Genomic DNA, 19,503 nt, shown 5'->3' with positions numbered 1-19,503 from the left:
AGTCCGCTCTTGGCCGATTTCTGCCCGTCGCGAAGGGCAGTCATCGACCCTAAGCTGCCCTTGATGTCTGTTTGTTGTCGTCATATGTTACGGGCATTCATGGAGGATTCTGATTGATGGCACGCGTGGGTTTGATACTGACACCCGGTTTTGCGGACTGGGAATATGCTTTCATTGCTGGTACGGCGTCCCCGTTTTACGGGATCGACGTCAGGTATTTCGCTCCTACTACGGGGCAGTTTCGTTCGCAGGGTGGATTGGCTGTAACGGTTGATAGCAGCTTGCAACAATGTCTGGACTGGAAACCGGACGTTGTCGTCGTCATTGGAGGAATGGTCTGGGAAAGTGCAGAAGCCCCGGATATTCGAGACTTTCTTCATGCCAGTCGTTCAAGTGGAGCAACCATTGCCGGTATCTGTGGAGGAACGCTGGCACTTGCGAGGGCCGGGCTTCTAGACATGGTTCCTCATACCTCGAACAGCGCTGACTTCTTACAGAATGCCGTCAGTTATGAAGGCTGCACGCTTTACCGAAGCAGCTCAATAGCGGTGATGGCAGACCGCATCATTACTGCTCCAGGCACCGCCCCCGTTAGCTTCACCTGCGCAGTGTTTGAACGTGCCGGGCTATCTTCAGAGAGCATTTCTCAGTTCAGGTCAATGTTGGCAGCAGAACATGGGTGATCGCGTCGTCCCGGCATGTCGGGCACATTCTCAGGAGAGAATTGATGAGCGCTGGCGATGTACCTGTGGAGCAAGTAGTACTAGGCTATGTAACCTTTGTAGGGAGTGAGGGGCCGTGGATCGGAGCGCAGTTCATGAGCTTCAGTTATAGTGCCAATGGGAAGCGGTTTCACAAGTCTCTCAACGAAACCATTGACGCTTGGTCAACTGCAACTCTGCGTAAAGCCTCATACGGACTGAAGGTAGGCGACCCTGTGTCGGTTTGGTGCTCTCTCAGCGACCCGGACGTGTGTTGCATCGGCGAAAAGCCAGCCGAAAAACCAGCATTGTTGCGTTTGATTGAGACTCTGGGAGCGATAGGGTATTTAAGTTGATCCACGCTGTCCAAGCCGACATTTTTTGAGGTGTTTGCTGTGTGGCGTGCTGGATCATCCGATGCCTGAATCCTGGCGCGCAATGGCAGCTTCTGGCCGTTTGCAACCGGTTGAAATCGACCCGATAGCAGCCTGTCACTCGGACCGGCACAAATTTCAGGTCAAGTTTCAGCGCGCGCGCCAAGCCACTCGCTCCGTGTGATCTCCCAGACTTCGACCTGCATGGGCCCCGAGACAAAATGCCCGTTCCGCGTCCCGATCATCCGCATGCCTTCATGTTGGGATACCTTGCGCGAAGCGTGGTTGGCGACAGCCTTGGGCACTTGCATGACCGGACGTAGTAATGTCGCGAACCAGTAAGCGTTGACGACCTCGCAGGCTTCGCGCATATAGCCGTTGCCCTGCCACAGAGGCGCGAGCCAGAACCCCCTATTGTTACCTGGCTGGTCATACAGGCTGATGCTCCCGATGCTGCGCTCAGGTTGCGCGCGCGTGCGAATCATCCAGTGCCACTCTTGTCGTCTAGCCATGGCGGGAAGAGCGACATCGCGCACGTAAACCAGCGCCCCATCCTGCGGGTAGGGCCATGGCACACGGCTGTCAAGGTAGCGGACCACTTCCCATTGGGGAAACAGCTGTTGTATCGCGGCTGCATCAGTCATTCGCAGTGGCGTGAGGATAAGACGGCTGGTGTATAGCGTCGGGGGGCAATCCATCGCATGAAATCCTTGGCAAGAGTTGTTGCAGATTTGATCAATACTTTCCTAAAGCAATCGTGCCTTTGTCGCGTGTCTACACTTGGCCGATTTCTGCCTGCCGTGGGGGCAGCAGCCACCCAAAGCGGACAGATCGACCCAGAACTTGAGTCGATCTATCAATGCCGGTCAGAAACGCCAGTCCTCAGCGTGAACGACACGACAGAATGGGCCCGCCAGGGTTGCATTGTGATGAGCGACGATACTTTCAGCCTTCAATGCGGGAGTGTCGGTGCAGGTATGACCATCGGCGATCAGCACTGCGTCGAATCCAAGATCTCGTGCGGCGCGGCAGGTGCTGTCGACACAATACTGGGTCTTCATTCCCGCAATAACCACGCCTCGAGATCCACAAGCCTTTAGTCGATCGGCCAGGTCAGTCATGGCGAAAGCGTTAGGTCGGCTTTTGTTGAAAATCACTTCGTCGCCTTGCAGCAACAGTTCCTGCACCAGTTGCGTCAACGGGCTTCCAGGTTCGATAGGCGAGCCGGGCGGCCCCACGTGGCGAGCAAGAAAAATTGGCGCGCCGGCCCTGCGGGCTTTATTCAACAGACTATTCAACGTATTCAGCAGCGCCTCACCAGCCCATGGTTCATCCGGGCCATGAAACAATCCAACCTGCATATCGAGAATCAACAGTGCATGCATAGTGCTTTTCCTTGCGTTTGGACCAGCGACACAAGGCCAAAAGAAAAGGCCCTTTCCATCACTGGCGGGCCTTTGAAGTTCGTGCGTTATTGGCTCACGACACCTCTCACGACCCGCCTCGGGCGGTCGTAGTCGTGGTGGTGGTCGAGGCAATGCGTAGCTGATTCATAAGCGGACAGTATCTGCACGGTGCCTGGTTGGCAAGGGGACAAGATCTACGCGATGGCTACTTCTTGTATTGCTCATTGAGGCCCGCTTTTGGCCGATAGCAGTCGCTCACAGAAGGTATGTAACGGTCCTAGGACCGCCATTAATCTCCTACACAAACTTCGGAATTCCTAACCTTGCCCGTCGTTCCGATGAAGTTTATAGTCCGCCCCGTCGCCCAAAATGGCGATTCAGGTTTGGCGACCTGATCGATCGGATGCAAAAGCGCTGTGCTTTCATGCAGTCGCTTTCGCATGCCCGCAAAGCTGTCTTTATGGCAGCTGTGCGCGGGAGACCTTCGGGTCTGCCGGTATTCCGATCCCGGTTCGCCAACCTGCGTACAGCTGTCACCCATTCGTTTGGCGACGATTGAGGGACAGTCAACCTTTGCTTTGATCGGAGTTTTACCTTTGGAAAGATACATGCCTCTCACCGGAATCGACCTGATCCCGGCCTCCCTGCTCATCGATACCCAAGCTCCACTCGACGTCCTTCAAGCCATGGCCGACTACCGCATCCGCACTGTCACGCAGGTGCTGGAAAACATCGCCTTCCGCGCCGAGCTCGGTTGTGACACGGTGGTGTTGACGGACTTCTCCAAATTGCTGGCCATCCCATTGCGCGATGGCTGTGACTTGATGGATGTGATCGGCCGACGCTTGCGGGCGCAGGCGGCGGAGTAAATGAAAACGGGCGCCTATCGGGCGCCCGTTTTGTTTGCGGTCCGGAATGCTTTACTGGGACGTAGCATCGGACAACTCAACACCCCTCCCCTCACTGCAAAGGACTGCCAAGTGAACACCTCCGTTATCCTGCACCCCTTACTCAACATCCTGATCTGGCTACTACCACTGCTGCTGGTATGGACGCTGCTGCGCACGCGCCTGTTCAAAGGCTGGTTCGGTGAGCGTCTGGTGCGTTTGCGCGCACACTTTAGATTGGATCGTCAGGTTTACCGTCGCCTGCATGACGTGACGCTGATCACCCCGGACGGCACCACGCAGATCGACCATGTGTTTGTGTCGCCCTTCGGCATTTTTGTGCTGGAGACCAAGCACATGAAAGGCTGGATCTTCGGTGGTGAGAAGCAGGCTCAGTGGACGCAGCTGTTTCACAAGAAGCGCTTCACCTTCCAGAACCCGAACCGCCAGAACTACAAACACTTGAAGGCCCTGCAAGCGGCGTTGGGCATCGGCCCGGACTTTGTGCATTCGGTCATCGTGTTTGTCGGCCCAAGCACTTTCAAGACCAGAATGCCGGCTAATGTCACCCGAGGCGGTGGCTGGGTCCATTACATCAAGTCTTTCCAGCAAACGGTGTTCAGCGAGGCGCAGGTGACGGCCATGTTGCAGACCTTGCAAGCAGGTCGCCTGGCGCCGACGCTCGCTACCCGGCGTGAGCATGTGCAACGCCTAAAGCAGCGCGACGATCCATCGGCCTCGCGCCAATGCCCGCGCTGCGGCAGTGCGCTGGTGGTGCGGACATACAACGGTGGCCCGAGGAGCGGTCAACAGTTTTGGGGCTGCAGCACTTTTCCCAAGTGCCGAACGGTGCAGCCCATTTCGCCAGGCAGCTAAGCTGAATGAGTAGGCCCTTTCGCGAAGTGCCGCAATTCAGGAGGCGCAAATGAGCAAGCAACCTCAACCCCGTAGCCGCTCCAACCCTCAGCCCAAGTCCCGCCCGGTCGTACCTGACCTGCCCAGCAAAACCGGCAACAAGTCCGGGGGCTTGCGCGGTAACTACCCGCCGAAGAAGCCTTGAAGATGAAAGGTGACAGATCTATTTAAAGCGTTTTGGGCGAATGGCTTTATGAAGCAAAGCAACATGACGCGCTGATACATTCGCCCTTTTTCAGCAAGGAAAGCATTATGCGAAGGATTATCGCAACAGGGGCGCTCTTGCTAGCCTCACTTATCCCGACGGGTCGCAGGCAGAAATTTTACGCAAAATTTACGGGTTTGACGGGGTGCGCATCCGATACTGCGCGGTGCAAATTTGGAACGTTATTGTTATGTCCCTCGCAGCCATTCGGCTTATCGGATTCATCCTTGGGCTTTTTCTGATCACGCTGGCCGTGAGCATGGCTATTCCCATGATCACACTGGTGGTCTATGAGCGTAGCGACGATCTGTCAGCATTTCTCTGGTCGAGTTTGATTACCTTTATCTGTGGCCTCCTGTTAATCGTGAGGGGACGCCCGGATACTGGCCAGCTTCGTCCCAGGGATATGTACCTGCTGACGACCGGAAGCTGGGTCGTTGTGTGCACCTTCGCAGCGTTGCCAATGGTGTTCATCAGCGATATCAGCTACACCGATGCATTCTTTGAAACGATGTCTGGTATCACAACCACTGGTTCGACTGTACTCACCGGTTTGGATAGCTCATCTCCCGGCTTGTTGATATGGCGCTCCATGCTGCATTGGTTGGGAGGCATCGGCTTCATCGGCATGGCGGTGGCGATCCTCCCGCTGTTGCGAGTAGGCGGCATGCGTCTGTTCCAGACAGAGTCCTCAGATTGGTCGGAGAAAGTGACACCTCGCTCCCACATGGCAGCCAAGTACATTCTTTTGCTCTACCTTGGGCTCACTGGCATCGGAGCCCTGGCGCTCTGGCTCGCTGGAATGACGCCATTCGAAGCGGTCAACCACGCAATGTCATTGATCTCCACCGGGGGATTTTCGACTTCGGACTCCTCACTTGGGCATTGGACGCAACCAGCGATTCACTGGGTAGCGGTGGCCATCATGATTCTGGGCAGCCTGCCCTTCACCTTGTACGTCGCGACATTGCGGGGCAATCGGCGCGCGCTGCTCAAGGATCACCAGGTCCGCGGATTTATTGGGTTCCTGTTCGTCACATCACTGTGCGTGGGCACCTGGCTGTACTTTCATAGCGATTACGGATGGTGGGACGCGTTTCGTATCGTGGCAGTGAACGTGACCTCGGTTGTCACGACCACCGGAATTGCGGTTGGCGACTACACCTTGTGGGGAAGCTTCGCTGTCTTGCTCTTTTTCTACCTGACCTTCGTCGGTGGATGTTCAGGCTCAACGGCAGGTGGCCTTAAAATCTTCCGTTTCCAGGTTGCAGCCGCTCTCCTGGTCAGTAGCTTGAAGCAGTTGATCCATCCTCGAGCCGTGATACAGAAGAAGTACAACGGTCATCCGATCGACGAGGAAATCGTGCGCTCGCTTTTGACCTTCTCGTTCTTCTTCACGATCACTATTGCGGCCATCGCCTTGGGCCTGGCGCTCATTGGGCTTGATTGGACTACAGCGTTGAGCGGTGCCGCTACTGCGGTGTGTAACGTCGGGCCAGGGCTGGGCACGATCATTGGGCCCGCCGGTAATTTCTCAACATTACCTGATGCGGCCAAATGGCTACTGACCATTGGAATGCTTCTGGGAAGGCTGGAAATCCTGACGGTGCTGGTACTTGTCACTCCAGTTTTCTGGAAATATTGACCCACCTTGTCGAGGGCTGAGTCTAAAAAGTACATGGGGGGCGGCGAGTACTGCCATAGAAAGATCAGTAGTCGTTTGAGTTGCTGGTTCGGCCGATAACTGTCCGTCGCCGTTGACAACAGGCCTATTGCATCGGTAGCGCAACGCGTCTTCGTGAAATCCCGTCTCCGGCAGACTGGGCAGACCTGCTTGGCGCGACGGACGGGCGCTCACTATTCAGCGTCGACTGCCGACAACCTGATATGTAAATAACTAGCTTCAACGAGTACCGGTCATTTATGCCTAACGCTCTCCCCACCATCTCTTGTTCTTCAACCAATCGCTCAAGCGTGGCCCTGACTCGAACTTCGCTATTCAAGTTTGTGGGTCTTTTGGCGGGGGTTTTCTTATTTGCCTGCTATTCACTTGTTTATGTTGCGCAAAATCTAGATCGGACGGAGGAGCGTGACAGTGCGTTTTACACGAAGAAAGCCGTGGAATCGTTGGAAAAATCGCTGAGCTCGACCGTCAAGGATTACGCCTTTTGGGGCGATGCTTACAAGCACTTGCATACTCAGGTAGACGTGGACTGGGCGTACGTACGGCAAAATCTCGGGACGACACTTTATACAGAGTTTGGGTTTCGGGGAGTGTTTGTAGTCAACGATGTCAATCGTACCGTTTATTCCTTGGTCAAGGGTCAGAGGGTGTCAGTTGAAGTCGAACAATGGCTAGAACAGTCTGTTGATGCGATTCTCGATCAAGCACGTGAGGGAGCGGAAACCGAAACGCCGACGACTACGTTCATTAATGTGGGAGGGATACCTGCCCTCGTCGCTGCGGCTGCGATTACGCCCGGAACCGATCCAACGGTCATAGCGGATGATAGATCGGCGTCGGTGTTGATATTCGTTGAAATGTTGGACAGCGCCAAGCTCGCAACAATAGGCCGGGATTTCGGGGTAGATGGCCTGCACACGGCCGCTCCCGACGAAATCCCCTTGGTGTCTGCCTATCCCCTGGGCGAGGCCGGTACAGCAGGCGTCCTGCAATGGAGTCCGCACAAACCAGGGCTGCAATTATTGGCGCTGGGGTTGCCCTTGGTGGGACTCGCTGCGCTGCTGGTGTGCCTGATGACGTGGGTGATCTTGCGTCGTACGACGGCCGCTGCGCAGGCGCTTGACGCCAGCTATGCATCGCTGCAAAGCAGTCAGACCGACCTTGCCACCAGTGAGGCGCGCTTTCGTGATGTTGTTGAGGCCAGTTCGGATTGGGTATGGGAAATGGACGCCGGTTGGCGCTTCACCTATCTATCCGAGCGATTTGAAGATATCACGGGCTTTTCCAGGACTGCATGGATTGGTGCGGCGATGGATGATCTGCTGCGCACTGAATTAGGCACTTTATCTCAGTGGCTCAGTATTCCGAATCGTCGTCCGGATATCAGTGTTCAGTGCCGCTACGTGGATACAAATGGCCAAGAGCGAATCACCCGTCTTTCGGCGCGAGTCATGGCAGGAGGAGGATTCCGGGGGACAGCAACCGACGTCACGGAGGAAGTTGAAGCCCGTCGACGAATCGAATTCCTCTCACAACATGATGCCCTGACCGGCCTTCCCAACAGGACACGACTACAGGAGTTTCTTGATGGCAAACTCAAAGCGTTGCCGACACTAGAACAACCCTTGGTCATGCTCAGTCTGGACCTTGATCGATTCAAACCAGTGAATGATCTGTTAGGACATGCCGCAGGTGACCTGGTGCTTAACCAGGTGTCGAGCCGCTTGGCAGACTGTGTTCGCCACGGTGATCTTGTCGCTCGGATTGGGGGGGACGAGTTTGTACTGATACTCACCGATGTCAGTTCCCAGGAGGAAGTCGAGGCGCTTTGTCGCCGTTTGATCGAGTCCATCGAGCAGCCGATTCAAATCAATGAGCAAGAGGTATTTGTCAGTGCCAGTATTGGTATCGCGATGGCGCCAAATGACGCTTGCGAGGCGACTGAGCTGCTACGTTATGCGGATATTGCGTTGTATGAAGCCAAGGCTGGAGGTCGTAATACCTGGCGTTTCTATGCGGGGGATATGAACGCCAGGATTATTGAGCGGCGTCGTCTGGAAAGTGATCTGCGCTTTGCGATAAAAAATGGAGAACTTCGACTCCACTTCCAACCGCGCTACCGTATCTCAGACGGGCAGATGGTCGGTGCTGAAGCGTTGATACGGTGGCAACATCCTGAGCGCGGGTTAATACCTCCCGATACGTTCATCCCCATCGCTGAAGAATCCGGCCTGATCCTTTCCTTGAGTGACTGGGTCATCGACACCGCCTGCCGTTGCGCCGCACGGTGGCCGGAACATTTGTTTGTATCCGTCAACCTTTCACCTAGCGAATTCAAGCGAGGCAATTTGGTGGAGCGTGTGCAGAAAGCACTTCAAGACTCAGGAATCGCGCCTACCCGGGTAGAGTTGGAGATTACTGAAAACGTCATGCTCGAAGATGCCCCCGGCGCACTAGAGCTGATGCGTACATTGAAGCGCCTGGGCGTGCGCATATGCATGGACGACTTTGGCACGGGGTATTCTTCACTGAGTTATTTGCGCACGTTCCCCTTCGATGGCCTGAAGATAGACCGGAGCTTTCTAAACAAACTGGTCGAAAGTGATGATGAGTCCATCATCCAGGCGATTGTGGGCTTGGGCCGCGCGTTATCACTCACCGTTACGGCGGAAGGGATTGAAACTGCCGAACAGTTGGATTTGCTCAAAGCAGTGTCGTGCGATGAAGGCCAAGGTTTCTTTCTAAGTCGGCCACTTGATACTGACGCCTTTAACCTGCTGGTGAAGGCCCGAAAAAACACAGACGCCAAGAGCAAGGTTTAGTAAAAGGTAACAAATCCATTTAAAGCGTTTTTGGCGAATGGCGTCATCAAGCAATACAGAATGGCGCCTGATGCATTCGCCCTTTTCGGGAGGAAAAACGATGCGAAGGAGTATCGCAACGGGGGCGCTCTTGCTGGCTTTGGGCGGGTGCGCAACCTCACCCCTGCCGGTTTCTGAAGCCCGGCCAGTGCCGGCCGACAAGATGTACGCGTTCAAAAGCCAGGGCACGAAAGAGCCTGGACGCCTGACTATTGTCCGTGATGACGGGTTTGTCGGTGCGGGATGTGACGCCATGTTCTACATCGATGGTCAGCGCGCAGCCAAGATAGGCCCCGGTCAAAAGGCATCTTTCGTTTTGCCTGCCGGTGAAGTGAATCTCGGTGCCGGGCTCGCCGAGTCTGGATTATGTGCGGGTGCCGCGATCAAAACGGTCGCGGCCAGGATCAAGCCAGGCAAAGAAGTGATTTATCGAATCAACTGGGATACGCAAGCTTTCTACTTGGGCCCTTACGTTGAAGATGGACGTTGAGCCCAGACGGTTCTGGTCTGTTTCGCACGCTGCACCACCCCGAGCGAGTGATCGCAAACACCAAAGCGTACGGATGGCTCACAACCCCGATCATGTTTTATTTCAGTTCCGTTCTTATTTCGGTTCCGGGTACGAAAAATTTGCCGGGATCATCGACCTTCTTCAGGTCAACCAAGGCCCGGCAAATGCAATGTGAGAATTGCTCCTGCAACGTTTCGGGGTCTGTCCATGCCATTTGCGATGCTGGCAAATGTTGTGCCTCGGTCGATTTATAGCAGACACAATTGTCTAGTCGGGTGACGCCATTATCATTTGTGCTCTGACAAGCAGTGGTCAGCAAAGAGATCGCGATGAGCATGACGAAACGTTTCATTGGCTCCCCTCCGAGGCTGTTGTGAAGGGCTGACGCTCAAGATCGGGCTGGCTGTTGTAACGACGTGGTGACCGCTGAAGGCGGCGACACGCCATGGCCGCAAAACCCGGTCTGCTCAATAAGCCCGACAGTAGAAGGAAGCTTAGCTGTCATTTTGCGTCGCTCCATTTACTGGCTGTTTTTAGCCGATCACCGTCATTAAAAGGCTCGTATTCAACACCCGTTTTCTGCCCTTCCCCACTCGGCTGTTTTGCAGAGAGAGGCAGCTTGGGCATAGACAACTGCCCGGTTTGATCTAGCCTTGGATGAGATCACGCGGGAGAAAAACACCATGTCCCTTGCTCTCAGAAATCTATCTACCTTTGCGTTGGGTGCCTTCCTTTGCGTAGCCGCGTGGGGTCAAGGGGTAGCAGACACCGATCAGCCACCGGCCATACTCCCATTGGAGTCTGAGGCAGGACCAAAACTCATTGCCTACCCGCCGCTCGCCGCGCCGCTGGCCCGCGGGGTTGTCATTATTCAGTATCGAACCGAGCACGCCCGGATCATGCCGGTATTTGGCAAAACGGCTGTCGAAGTATCACCACGGCTCGGCCACCTTCACGTGACCGTCGACGACTGGAAAGGTACTTGGGCGCACACCAGTGAAGACCCGATTATTTTGGTTGGGCTGACGCCGGGCGCTCACAAGGTTCTACTTGAAGTGGCTGATCCGAGTCATAAGATTTTGACCAGTACGGTGGTGAACTTTGTCGTTCCGCAGAAGAACCCAGCGGACGCTCCTCATGTTGAAGAAAGCCACGCAGTGAAACCATAACGGTTGTGCCATCAGCAGCCCTGGACCATTCATCAGCGGATTCGTCATGAGCGTTCGATGCCTGCTCTAACGTGCTAGAGCAGGCAGGCACACAACGAGTGACTGAAAAATCCTACTCAGCCAACACTAACCGGTGCCGATGGGATAAGCCCGACTGCAACGCAAATGCAACGATCACCGTAGAGGGTGCGGAAAAACTGCTCAGGCCACCGCCAACAAACATCAACGCAAGCCCCAAAGCGGTGGCACCAAACCACGCCGTCAAACCCACGGAATTGAACGCGGGTACCCGTTCGAGTGCCGCCATTTCATTGCGCCCGTAGTGTATCTGCGCCAACGCCACGCCGACCCAGGCCACCACGAAGATCCCCTGATAGGCCAACGCTTTGAGGAGGTAGGCAAACACGTCCGCGAGCATCAAGCCGTAGACGATCACCCCCACTACCAGTGCCCACATCAAGTACGAACCGCGCAGGCCAAAACGCCCGAAGAACGCCTGCATGTTCAGTGTCGCCAGGTAGTAATTGGCGGTGTTGATCCGGGTTTGCGTGGCCCAGACAAACAACAAGCCCCACAAGCCCATCAATTGCAGAATCGCCATCACCACAGAGACTTCGTTCAGCGCACCTTCGTGGGGAATACTGCTGACCAGATAGATGCCCGCCGCGCCATTGAGCAGGAAGGTCACCGCGTAGAACGGCATGCCGAAGTTCCAGCGCCCGTGATACTCGGCGTCTTCAGGCTTGCCGAAACGCGCGTAGTCGAAGGTGAACAGCATCAGCACCCAGACCCCCATGTAAGCGACAAAGCAGTCCCACCAGCCGAAGGCGCTGGGTGTTGCCGGGCCGAAATCCAGCCATTGCGGCTGGTAGCCATATCGACTGATCGAGAGCCCGACCGCCACCAGCAAACCGCCCAGATACACCGGCAACAACACGCCGTTGAGCTTGTCCAGCCAATGCTGCACGCTGCCCAGAATCATTGGCACGCTGTAGAGCACCACCGCCAATGCGGCCAGCGGATAAACCAGCTCCGGATACAGGTGATTGAGCGCCACGGCGATTACCGAGCCTTCGAATACCGCGTAGTAGATCGCCGTGGAAAAGAAGATCAACGTTGCCAGGCACGCCCCGGTACTGCCGAACAGCAACCGTGAAAACAACGCCACCGACAAGCCGCTGCGGATCGCAAAGCGGCTGAGCACGCTATTGACCAGCCCATAGCTGATCACCGACAGAACCATGCCGATCAGTGCGTTGCGGGCTCCATACGACAACGCCAGTGATGCGCCGACCACGATGTAAAACATCGCACTGCACACCGCCCGCCAGGCCATGGTCAGGGACAATCGCCCCATGCGCGCTTCGGCTGGAACGGGTTGATTGGCCGGGTCTTGCCCGGTTTGACTCGATTGCGATAAAGCAGCCATATGCGTGAACTCCAAAACCAGTCAAAGGTTGAAGCGCGGGCAGCCGCCACCGCACCGAAGTGCGGCGTTGGCTTACCGTTTGGCATTACCCGCGCAATGCGGCGGGCAGAATCAGGAAGGGAACAGCTTGCTCAGGCAGCTGAGTTTTTTCTTATAGGAACGTCGCGCTTCCAGCGCCTCTTCGAGGGTCACCGCGACAAAGCGGGCCTTCTGGTTCGGTTGCATCTGGCCGATCAAGTCGAGGTCGGCGCTGATCACCGTGCCGATCATCGCGTAGCCTCCGCCGGACACGGCGTCGCGATGCAACACGATCGGTTCGAGCCCGGCCGGGACCTGGATCGAGCCAATGGGGTAGCAACTGTCGACGATGTTCGACGGATCAGAACCGGCGCCGAACGGTTGCTCGCGGGGCTCAAAGCTCAGCGCGCTGCCGCCCTTGAAGCGGTAGCCGATGCGGTCTGCTTCCGAGCCCACCGTCCAGGGTTCGGCAAAGAAACTATGCGCGGCGGATTCGCTCAAGCGGTGGTAGTAAAGACCCGGCACCACCCGCAGAGTGATTTCGCCCCCCAAGGACTGGCGCAACGCCATGGGCAAACTGGCCCCGGCTCGGCTCTTGCCGCTGGCGATACCGACGGGCAGTTCATCACCCGCCACCAGCCTGCGCCCCTGAAAACCACCGAGCGCACCCAGCGCATAAGTGGAACGACTGCCGAGCATGATCGGCACATCGATGCCGCCGGCCACCGCCACGTAAGCGCGGGCGCCAGCCTTGGGAAAGTCAAAGCGCAGCACTTGCCCGGCCTTCACCGCAAACGCCGTGTCGTGGTGCATTTCCACGCCGTCGACCCGTGGCGTCATGTGCGCGCCGGACACAGCCACCAGCGCGTCTTGTTGAAACTCCAGCTCCGGCCCCAGCAACGTGCATTCCAGTGCTGCCGCCCCCGCCGGGTTACCGACCAGTTGATTGGCCGCACTCAAGGCGTACGGATCAAGCGCGCCGGAGGGCGGAATGCCCAAGTGGTAATACCCTTCGCGTCCCAGGTCCTGTACCGACGTGGCGAGACCGGGTTTGAGTACCTTGATCATGCCAACACCTCCTGCAGCGACTTGGGATAGCCAACGGGATCGGCCAGAAACGCATCCAGCGAAAACTCCACCGGCCGGATCCGCAGATCGAAGCAACCGGCTTCCACTTCGGCCACCGCGTGGTCATACGCCTCACGGTCCATCGGTTTGAACTGCACGATGTCACCGGGGCGGAAAAACACCATGTGCTCTTTCAGGTACGCCAGGTTCTGCTGTGGGTCGTAGATCGGTGCCGGCGTGACGCCAAACATCTGATATCCACCGGCACCGCGCACCGAGTAGATGCAGCCAAAGCAACCGCCATGACCCAAGGTCAGTTTTGGCGTGTCGGTACGCGGGCGCAGGTATTTGGGCACCTGCAACTGCCGCTCGCGCTCGACCATCTGGAACATGAACGGCAGCCCGGCGACGAAGCCGACCATCGAGACAAACCACGGCGCACCACTGTGGGCGGCGATAAACGCCTCGACGTCCGCCAGGCCGTTGATCCGTGCGGCGTATTCCAGGTCCGTGGCGCTCGGGTCCTGATGCCGGTCGCGAAAGCGCATCAGGGTTTCGTGGGTCCAGGGGTCGTTGTACAGCACCGGAATCTCGATGATCCGCGTCTGCAACGTGCGTTCGGCGACGGCCCCGACTTCGGCGATCTTTACCGCTTCGAGCAAGGTATGAGGGGCGATGCGATCCGGGTCAAAACGGATCTGGAATGACGCGTTGGCCAGGCAGATATCGAGCACGCCATCCAGTGCCAGCCGTTCCACCGCGCGAGTGACGGCCAGGCCCTTGAAGAACGCGTCCAGGGACATGCTGTCGCTGACTTCGGCGAACAGGTGCTCATCGGCGCCAAAGCTGTAGCGGATGGGAGTGCTCATACTTCACCTCCGAAACGGCGCTCGGCCAGCCAGGTTTCCAGGGTGCCGGTGTGAAAGTCGGCGCTGTGCAGCCACGGTTGCTCCAGCAGTACGCCGTGCAGGGACAAGGTGCTGGCCATGCCAGTGAGCGTGGTTCGCCTTACCGCAACCCGCGCACGGGCCAGGGCTTCGGCGCGATCAGCGCCATGCACGATCAGCTTGGCCAGCAGCGAGTCATAGTACGGCGGCACACGGTAGCCTTGATACAGATGAGTATCGACGCGAATGCCCTCACCCTGCGGCCAGATCAGTTCCTCGACCAGCCCCGGGCTGGGAAAGAAATCCCGCGCCGGGTCTTCAGCGTTCAGGCGCATTTGCAGGGCGGCGCCGTTGAGCTGGATATCACTCTGCTTGAAGCCCAGCGGTTCACCCCCGGCAATGCGCAACATGGCCTGGACCAGATCGATGCCGGTGATTAATTCGCTGACCGGGTGCTCAACCTGAATCCGCGTATTCATCTCGATAAAGAAAAACTCGCCGGTGGCGTCGTCATACAGATACTCCAGCGTCCCGGCGCCCTTGTAGCCGAGGGATTCGGTCAGGCGCACGGCGCTGGCGCAGAGGGTTTCCCGTTGCTGCTGACTGAGGGCCGGTGACGGCGCTTCTTCAAAGATTTTCTGCCTGCGACGTTGCAGGGAACATTCCCGCTCAAACAAATGCACGGCGTGCTGACCGTCGCCCAAGACCTGCACTTCAATGTGCCGGGCCTTGCTGATAAACCGCTCCAGGTAAACCGCGCCATTGCCAAACGCGGCCTGGGCTTCACGCTGTGAGCGGGGAAACTCTTCTGTCAGTTGCTGGGCGTTTTCCGCCAGGCGAATGCCGCGCCCGCCCCCACCGGCCGAGGCTTTGATCAACAGAGGGAAGCCCACGGCTTCGGCGGCCTTAAGCGCCGATTCGACGTCGAACAATTCACCGGGGGAACCCGGCACCACCGGTACGCCGGCGGCTTGCGCAGTGCGCCGGGCCTCGGCTTTGTCGCCCATGCGCCGGATCGTGTCCGGGCTCGGGCCGACGAAAATGGCGCCGGCGGCAAGGACCGCTTCGGCAAAATCGGCGTTCTCCGAGAGAAAACCATAACCGGGGTGTACTGCATTGGCGCCGGTGGTTTTCAAGGCACCGAGCAACGCTTCGACGTTCAGGTAACTTTTATCCGCACGGGCCGGGCCAAGGACGTGGACTTCATCGGCCATGCGCGCGGCCTGGGAATCGACGTCTGCCTCGCTGCATGCCGCAACGGTGGGGATCCCCAACGCTTTGGCGGCGTGGATAATCCGCACGGCGATCTCGCCACGGTTGGCAATCAATAATTTACGAATACCTTGAGTCATGATCGCGCCCTCACTCGTCGTCGAGTGTTGCGACGACCTGACCCGGTTCCACCGGATCGCCGTCTTCTACCAGGAATGCGCTGAGGCGACCGGCCTTTCCGGCGGTCAGTTCGGAAAACTGCTTCATGACCTCGATCAGGCCAATCACCGAGTCGGCACTGACCTGCGCGCCCACCTCGACGAAGTTCGCCGATTCAGGAGTCGCTTTGCGGTAGAAGGTCCCGGGCAACGGGGTGATTACAGTGTGTTCGGCCATGTCTGTTCCTCTTGGAATAGTTGTAGAAAGGCAGGCAAAAATGAATCGGTGTGCAAACCCTGGCATCTGTGTGCCAGGTGTCTCGTCCTGATTTAGCGCGGTGCACGAACCTCGATCCCAGCGCTGTCGAGGGCACTGCGCGTGGCTTCGACCAACGCCAGGGCGCCAGGGGTGTCGCTGTGTAAACAGATCGAATCGAATTCGATCGCCAGGTCTTCACCCTCGACCGTGCGCACCACGCCTTGCTGACAGGCACGCAGCACTCGCGCGGCCACTTGCGCCGGATCGTAGGCTCGTACGTTGCGGGTAAAGACGATGGAGCCTGTGAGGTCGTATTCGCGGTCGGCGTAGAACTCGCGGATTACCGGTTGGCCAAGCTCCTTGGCGACCCGCCAGATCACCGAGTCGGGCATGCAATACAGCAGCAACTCAGGCTCCAGGCGCTGAAGGTTTTCCACCAGCAGACGGGCGGCCTGTTCGTCCCGGGCCAGGTGCATGTAGAGCGCGCCATGGGGCTTGATGTGTTGCAGGGCTACGCCTTGAACCCGGGCGAGTTCACGCAGGGCGCCCAACTGGTAGAGCATGTCGTCGACCAGCTCCTGGGCCGGTGCATTGATGTGCCGGCGGCCAAATCCAACCAGGTCGCGGAACCCCGGGTGCGCGCCGATGGCCACGCCCAGGCGCTTGGCCTGCTCGATGGTGCGGCGCATGGTGCCGGGGTCGCCGGCATGAAAACCGGTGGCGATATTGGCTGAACTGATGAAGCCCATCAGTTCGTTGTCGACGCCATCGCCGATGGTCCATGGGCCGAAGCCTTCGCCCATGTCCGAATTGAAATCTACTGCTTGCATGACGCTTGCTCCTGACACTTGTGACTTCATGCAGGCCAAGTTAGATTCCTCCGTACCCCTTGGGAAGATCTATTAACAGATAGGGTATCTTCTGAAAAACAGATACCTCGTCATCCGGAGTGCCCATGTCACTGACCCTGCGCCAGGTCCGCTATTTCGTCGCCACCGCCGAGATCGGGCAAATTTCCCAGGCCGCGATCCATTTGAATATTTCCCAGTCGGCGGTGACCACGGCGATCAAGGAACTGGAGGGTATGCTGGGTGCGCTGTTGTTCCAGCGCTCGGCCCAGGGCATGAGCCTGACCGATGCCGGGCGGCACTTTCTGAATCGCGCGTATGTGATTTTGCGCAGTGTCGATGATGCGATGAACAGTCCGTTGCCGGACATTCGCGCCAGTGGCGTGCTGCGTCTGGCAGCAAGTTACACGGTGATCGGCTACTTCCTGCCGCACCACCTGCAACGCCTGGAACACTGGCATCCTGACGTGGCCATCGAAGTCCACGAACAGGAACGGACGGCCATCGAAGAAGGCCTGCTGGAAGGTCGATTCGACATGGCCGTGGTGCTCACCGCGAACCTCACTCACCCGGACATCGTCTCGGAAATTCTCTTCAACTCCGAACGACGGCTTTGGCTGCCCAGCCACCATCCACTGTGCGAACGTTCGGCGGTCAGCCTCGCCGACGTGGCGAAAGAACCCTACATCCTGCTGACCGTCGACGAAGCCGAACAAAGCGCCATGCGCTACTGGGAACACGCGCACCAACAGCCGAACGTGCGGGTGCGCACCAGTTCAGTGGAAGCGGTGCGCAGCATGGTCGCCAATGGCAGCGGCGTGGCGATCCTTTCGGACCTGGTACACCGCCCTTGGTCACTGGAAGGAAAACGCATCGAGACCCTCACCGTCACCGATAAAGTGACGCCCATGAGCGTTGGTCTGGCGTGGCATCGCGAGCGCGAATTCAGCCCGGCCATGCAGGCGTTTCGTAATTACTTCCACGATGCGTTTTTGGCGCCGCAACAACTGTCTGCGCGACGCTGAAGTCGAGCAAAGTTCGTCAAGCTTTACAGCGCTGGTTTGTCACTGCGCGCCTTGAGATTGGCTTTGAGTTGTTCGCTCATCGGCATGTTCAGATTCATTCCTTTTGGAGGAATCGGTGATTGAAACCACTTGGTGTATAGCCTTTCGAATTCGCCCGACTCCATCAGACGGGTTATGGTGCCATCGACCAATTGCTTGAATTCAGGATCATCTTTGCGAAGCATGCAGCCGTAGGGTTCAACTTGCAGCGCATCACCCACGACTTCGAGCGAATCAGGATTTTTCGAGTTCGCCATGAGGCCAAACAGCAGGATATCGTCCATGGCAAACGCCACGGCACGATCATTTTCAACCAGCGCCATGGAGTCGTCATAGTCTTTGCCCAAGACAACCTGTACGTCTAGATTGTTGTCGGCACTGTATTGGCGAAGGACCTTCTCGTTCGTGCTGCCGACGGTACTGGCGACAGTCTTTTTTGCGAGATCGGCGTAGTTCTTTATGCCGGAGGTCTTCTTGGTCAATAGGCGCGTGCCTGCGTAGAAATGGCTAATTGCAAAAGCCACATCCTTGCCACGGGCAGCGTTGTTGGTGGTGGATCCGCACTCCAGATCGTATGTGCCATTGACCAGCAACGGAATGCGGGTTTGCGAAGACACTGGAATGTGAGCCACTTCCAGGTTCGGCTTGTTGAGCTTCCTGCGCACATCATCAACGATGGCATCGGTTAAATCGACTGAGAAACCTACGGCTTCGGCAGGACTGATCAAGTAGCTGAAAGGTACCGACGCCTCCCGGTAAGACACGGTGATTTTGTTACTGTCGGAAACTTTTTCGAGTGTCTGCGAGTTCGCGGGAGATGCAATGGCGGACAAGCCTGCGGCGAGGATTGTCGTTGCTACGAAATATGAGGTTTTCATGGGACACCCTTGAAAGTATGAAAAAGGCAAAGACATCTCAAAACACACTGAAAAACGTAAAGGATGTGAGCACCAATTTCCGGCGTGTCTACGAAACGTTATTGCCAACACTACGCTCAGGGACGGTAGATACTTTGCGCCAGATCAGAAAACCAAGGCATGTGCGAGATCGCACGAATTTCATCGCGATGTTCAGGCGGCAGCTTTATCGGGGGATTACTTCGCGAAATGCCGACACGTCTGGAGGCGAATCATGGGCAAACAACCTCAACCCCGCAGCCGCTCCAACCCTCAGCCCAGATCCCGCCCGATGGTGCCCGACTTGCCCAGCAAAACGGGCAATAAGTCCGGTGGCTTGCGCGGACGGCACGGGCGTGAGGCGCATCCATTGCTGCCATCGATAGTCACCATCAACTCAATGAAGTTCTCTTAAAAACTCCGGGGCGTAACATCGCCTCCATACCAAACAACTACACCCCGGAGCACACCATCATGAAACGCCAAATCCTTCTCAGCATCGCTTTCTCGGTTTTTGCAGTTAACGCTTTCGCCGCTTCTTCTGCTCACCCGGTTGTCGCTGAAGGCGGCTCGGATCGTCTGATTGAAAGTCGTGTGGCTGAGGGTGGTTCGGATCGTCTGATCGAAAACCGCGTTGCTGAAGGTGGTTCCGATCGTCTGATCGAAAACCGCGTCGCTGAAGGTGGTTCGGATCGCCTGATCGAAAACCGCGTTGCTGAAGGTGGTTCCGACCGCCTGATCGAAAACCGCGTCGCTGAAGGTGGTTCGGATCGTCTGGTCGAAAACCGCGTCGCTGAAGGTGGTTCCGACCGCCTGATCGAAAACCGCGTCGCTGAAGGTGGTTCCGACCGTCTGATCGAAAGCCGCGCAGCCTGAATGAATGGCTTTACTGCGACATCCGACAAGAAGCCCGGCCTGACATGCCGGGCTTTTTTACGCTCTGATTTTACT

The 19,503-nt window shown here is 57.1% G+C and carries 20 protein-coding genes; 10 read left to right on the top strand and 10 right to left on the bottom strand.

Annotated features, from left to right (window positions below):
- Window positions 1–116 precede the first annotated feature (116 nt).
- Window positions 117–683, top strand: a complete 567-nt coding sequence (locus JIO00_RS11810; protein ID WP_145309452.1) for a DJ-1/PfpI family protein — start codon at window positions 117–119, stop codon at window positions 681–683.
- Between the two features lie 535 nt (window positions 684–1,218).
- Here the strand turns inward: JIO00_RS11810 and JIO00_RS11805 are convergent.
- A complete protein-coding gene (locus tag JIO00_RS11805; protein WP_145309457.1) occupies window positions 1,219–1,773 on the bottom strand; it encodes a GNAT family N-acetyltransferase in 555 nt (184 codons plus the stop codon).
- A 168-nt stretch (window positions 1,774–1,941) separates the two neighbouring features.
- Entirely contained in the window at window positions 1,942–2,460 is a 519-nt protein-coding gene (locus JIO00_RS11800; RefSeq protein ID WP_145309459.1) for an isochorismatase family protein, read from the bottom strand.
- A 617-nt stretch (window positions 2,461–3,077) separates the two neighbouring features.
- Between JIO00_RS11800 and JIO00_RS11795 the strand changes: the two genes are divergently transcribed.
- From JIO00_RS11795 to JIO00_RS11775, 6 genes are all read left to right on the top strand, one after another.
- Window positions 3,078–3,350: a hypothetical protein gene (locus JIO00_RS11795; RefSeq protein WP_042932149.1), complete on the top strand. Its 273-nt coding sequence runs from the start codon at window positions 3,078–3,080 to the stop codon at window positions 3,348–3,350.
- 111 nt (window positions 3,351–3,461) lie between these two features.
- Complete coding sequence (locus tag JIO00_RS11790) at window positions 3,462–4,244, top strand: nuclease-related domain-containing protein (protein ID WP_200668286.1); 783 nt, start codon at window positions 3,462–3,464, stop codon at window positions 4,242–4,244.
- Window positions 4,245–4,293: 49 nt separating this feature from the next.
- Window positions 4,294–4,428 (top strand): hypothetical protein, encoded by a 135-nt coding sequence (locus JIO00_RS29940; RefSeq protein WP_256580182.1) that lies wholly within the window; start codon window positions 4,294–4,296, stop codon window positions 4,426–4,428.
- A 250-nt stretch (window positions 4,429–4,678) separates the two neighbouring features.
- On the top strand, window positions 4,679–6,133 hold the full coding sequence (locus tag JIO00_RS11785; protein WP_200668284.1) for a TrkH family potassium uptake protein: 1,455 nt from the start codon (window positions 4,679–4,681) through the stop codon (window positions 6,131–6,133).
- Between the two features lie 278 nt (window positions 6,134–6,411).
- Window positions 6,412–8,994 (top strand): bifunctional diguanylate cyclase/phosphodiesterase, encoded by a 2,583-nt coding sequence (locus tag JIO00_RS11780; RefSeq protein ID WP_077749843.1) that lies wholly within the window; start codon window positions 6,412–6,414, stop codon window positions 8,992–8,994.
- A gap of 100 nt (window positions 8,995–9,094) precedes the next feature.
- Window positions 9,095–9,523 (top strand): hypothetical protein, encoded by a 429-nt coding sequence (locus tag JIO00_RS11775; protein WP_200668623.1) that lies wholly within the window; start codon window positions 9,095–9,097, stop codon window positions 9,521–9,523.
- 97 nt (window positions 9,524–9,620) lie between these two features.
- Here JIO00_RS11775 and JIO00_RS11770 read toward each other — a convergent pair whose 3' ends face one another.
- On the bottom strand, window positions 9,621–9,896 hold the full coding sequence (locus tag JIO00_RS11770) for a hypothetical protein (protein ID WP_083377043.1): 276 nt from the start codon (window positions 9,894–9,896) through the stop codon (window positions 9,621–9,623).
- A gap of 331 nt (window positions 9,897–10,227) precedes the next feature.
- Here JIO00_RS11770 and JIO00_RS11765 point away from each other — a divergent pair, with 331 nt between their 5' ends.
- Window positions 10,228–10,713: a DUF6130 family protein gene (locus JIO00_RS11765; RefSeq protein WP_154504284.1), complete on the top strand. Its 486-nt coding sequence runs from the start codon at window positions 10,228–10,230 to the stop codon at window positions 10,711–10,713.
- 112 nt (window positions 10,714–10,825) lie between these two features.
- Here JIO00_RS11765 and JIO00_RS11760 read toward each other — a convergent pair whose 3' ends face one another.
- The 6 genes from JIO00_RS11760 to JIO00_RS11735 all read right to left on the bottom strand — a co-directional run bounded on the left by JIO00_RS11760 (window position 10,826) and on the right by JIO00_RS11735 (window position 16,574).
- A complete protein-coding gene (locus JIO00_RS11760; RefSeq protein WP_200668283.1) occupies window positions 10,826–12,142 on the bottom strand; it encodes a purine-cytosine permease family protein in 1,317 nt (438 codons plus the stop codon).
- A 111-nt stretch (window positions 12,143–12,253) separates the two neighbouring features.
- The gene (locus JIO00_RS11755) at window positions 12,254–13,228 is read right to left on the bottom strand and encodes a biotin-dependent carboxyltransferase family protein (protein ID WP_200668282.1); all 975 of its coding nucleotides are present in this window, start codon (window positions 13,226–13,228) and stop codon (window positions 12,254–12,256) included.
- Window positions 13,225–14,097, bottom strand: coding sequence for a 5-oxoprolinase subunit B family protein (locus JIO00_RS11750; protein ID WP_102595540.1), 873 nt, complete (start codon window positions 14,095–14,097; stop codon window positions 13,225–13,227). The genes JIO00_RS11755 and JIO00_RS11750 overlap by 4 nt, the downstream gene beginning before the upstream one ends.
- The gene (locus JIO00_RS11745) at window positions 14,094–15,467 is read right to left on the bottom strand and encodes an acetyl-CoA carboxylase biotin carboxylase subunit (RefSeq protein ID WP_083377048.1); all 1,374 of its coding nucleotides are present in this window, start codon (window positions 15,465–15,467) and stop codon (window positions 14,094–14,096) included. The genes JIO00_RS11750 and JIO00_RS11745 overlap by 4 nt, the downstream gene beginning before the upstream one ends.
- 10 nt (window positions 15,468–15,477) lie before the next feature.
- Window positions 15,478–15,723: an acetyl-CoA carboxylase gene (locus JIO00_RS11740; RefSeq protein WP_169857289.1), complete on the bottom strand. Its 246-nt coding sequence runs from the start codon at window positions 15,721–15,723 to the stop codon at window positions 15,478–15,480.
- Window positions 15,724–15,815: 92 nt separating this feature from the next.
- A complete protein-coding gene (locus JIO00_RS11735; protein WP_010459262.1) occupies window positions 15,816–16,574 on the bottom strand; it encodes a 5-oxoprolinase subunit PxpA in 759 nt (252 codons plus the stop codon).
- A gap of 125 nt (window positions 16,575–16,699) precedes the next feature.
- Between JIO00_RS11735 and JIO00_RS11730 the strand changes: the two genes are divergently transcribed.
- Window positions 16,700–17,617 carry a LysR family transcriptional regulator gene (locus tag JIO00_RS11730; RefSeq protein WP_083377050.1) on the top strand — a complete coding sequence of 306 codons (918 nt, stop codon included), beginning with the start codon at window positions 16,700–16,702 and terminating at the stop codon, window positions 17,615–17,617.
- A 23-nt stretch (window positions 17,618–17,640) separates the two neighbouring features.
- Here JIO00_RS11730 and JIO00_RS11725 read toward each other — a convergent pair whose 3' ends face one another.
- On the bottom strand, window positions 17,641–18,534 hold the full coding sequence (locus JIO00_RS11725; RefSeq protein ID WP_200668281.1) for a transporter substrate-binding domain-containing protein: 894 nt from the start codon (window positions 18,532–18,534) through the stop codon (window positions 17,641–17,643).
- Window positions 18,535–19,026: 492 nt separating this feature from the next.
- Here JIO00_RS11725 and JIO00_RS11720 point away from each other — a divergent pair, with 492 nt between their 5' ends.
- The gene (locus tag JIO00_RS11720) at window positions 19,027–19,428 is read left to right on the top strand and encodes a hypothetical protein (protein WP_200668280.1); all 402 of its coding nucleotides are present in this window, start codon (window positions 19,027–19,029) and stop codon (window positions 19,426–19,428) included.
- Window positions 19,429–19,503: the final 75 nt, after the last annotated feature.

The organism is Pseudomonas sp. SW-3 (genome assembly GCF_016615645.1).
Lineage (GTDB): Bacteria > Pseudomonadota > Gammaproteobacteria > Pseudomonadales > Pseudomonadaceae > Aquipseudomonas > Aquipseudomonas mandelii.
The sequence above is the reverse complement of the archived record's forward strand: the minus strand, read 5'-3'. Positions and strand labels throughout refer to the sequence as shown.

Coding starts and splice junctions, on each gene's coding strand:
- JIO00_RS11765 (WP_154504284.1), top strand. CDS start 10,228: ATGTCCCTTGCTCTCAGAAATCTATCTACCTTTGCGTTGGGTGCCTTC.
- JIO00_RS11780 (WP_077749843.1), top strand. CDS start 6,412: ATGCCTAACGCTCTCCCCACCATCTCTTGTTCTTCAACCAATCGCTCA.
- JIO00_RS11785 (WP_200668284.1), top strand. CDS start 4,679: ATGTCCCTCGCAGCCATTCGGCTTATCGGATTCATCCTTGGGCTTTTT.
- JIO00_RS11775 (WP_200668623.1), top strand. CDS start 9,095: ATGCGAAGGAGTATCGCAACGGGGGCGCTCTTGCTGGCTTTGGGCGGG.
- JIO00_RS11735 (WP_010459262.1), bottom strand. CDS start 16,574: ATGCAAGCAGTAGATTTCAATTCGGACATGGGCGAAGGCTTCGGCCCA.
- JIO00_RS11760 (WP_200668283.1), bottom strand. CDS start 12,142: ATGGCTGCTTTATCGCAATCGAGTCAAACCGGGCAAGACCCGGCCAAT.
- JIO00_RS11810 (WP_145309452.1), top strand. CDS start 117: ATGGCACGCGTGGGTTTGATACTGACACCCGGTTTTGCGGACTGGGAA.
- JIO00_RS11755 (WP_200668282.1), bottom strand. CDS start 13,228: ATGATCAAGGTACTCAAACCCGGTCTCGCCACGTCGGTACAGGACCTG.
- JIO00_RS29940 (WP_256580182.1), top strand. CDS start 4,294: ATGAGCAAGCAACCTCAACCCCGTAGCCGCTCCAACCCTCAGCCCAAG.
- JIO00_RS11740 (WP_169857289.1), bottom strand. CDS start 15,723: ATGGCCGAACACACTGTAATCACCCCGTTGCCCGGGACCTTCTACCGC.
- JIO00_RS11745 (WP_083377048.1), bottom strand. CDS start 15,467: ATGACTCAAGGTATTCGTAAATTATTGATTGCCAACCGTGGCGAGATC.
- JIO00_RS11720 (WP_200668280.1), top strand. CDS start 19,027: ATGAAACGCCAAATCCTTCTCAGCATCGCTTTCTCGGTTTTTGCAGTT.
- JIO00_RS11725 (WP_200668281.1), bottom strand. CDS start 18,534: ATGAAAACCTCATATTTCGTAGCAACGACAATCCTCGCCGCAGGCTTG.
- JIO00_RS11805 (WP_145309457.1), bottom strand. CDS start 1,773: ATGGATTGCCCCCCGACGCTATACACCAGCCGTCTTATCCTCACGCCA.
- JIO00_RS11800 (WP_145309459.1), bottom strand. CDS start 2,460: ATGCATGCACTGTTGATTCTCGATATGCAGGTTGGATTGTTTCATGGC.
- JIO00_RS11770 (WP_083377043.1), bottom strand. CDS start 9,896: ATGAAACGTTTCGTCATGCTCATCGCGATCTCTTTGCTGACCACTGCT.
- JIO00_RS11750 (WP_102595540.1), bottom strand. CDS start 14,097: ATGAGCACTCCCATCCGCTACAGCTTTGGCGCCGATGAGCACCTGTTC.
- JIO00_RS11730 (WP_083377050.1), top strand. CDS start 16,700: ATGTCACTGACCCTGCGCCAGGTCCGCTATTTCGTCGCCACCGCCGAG.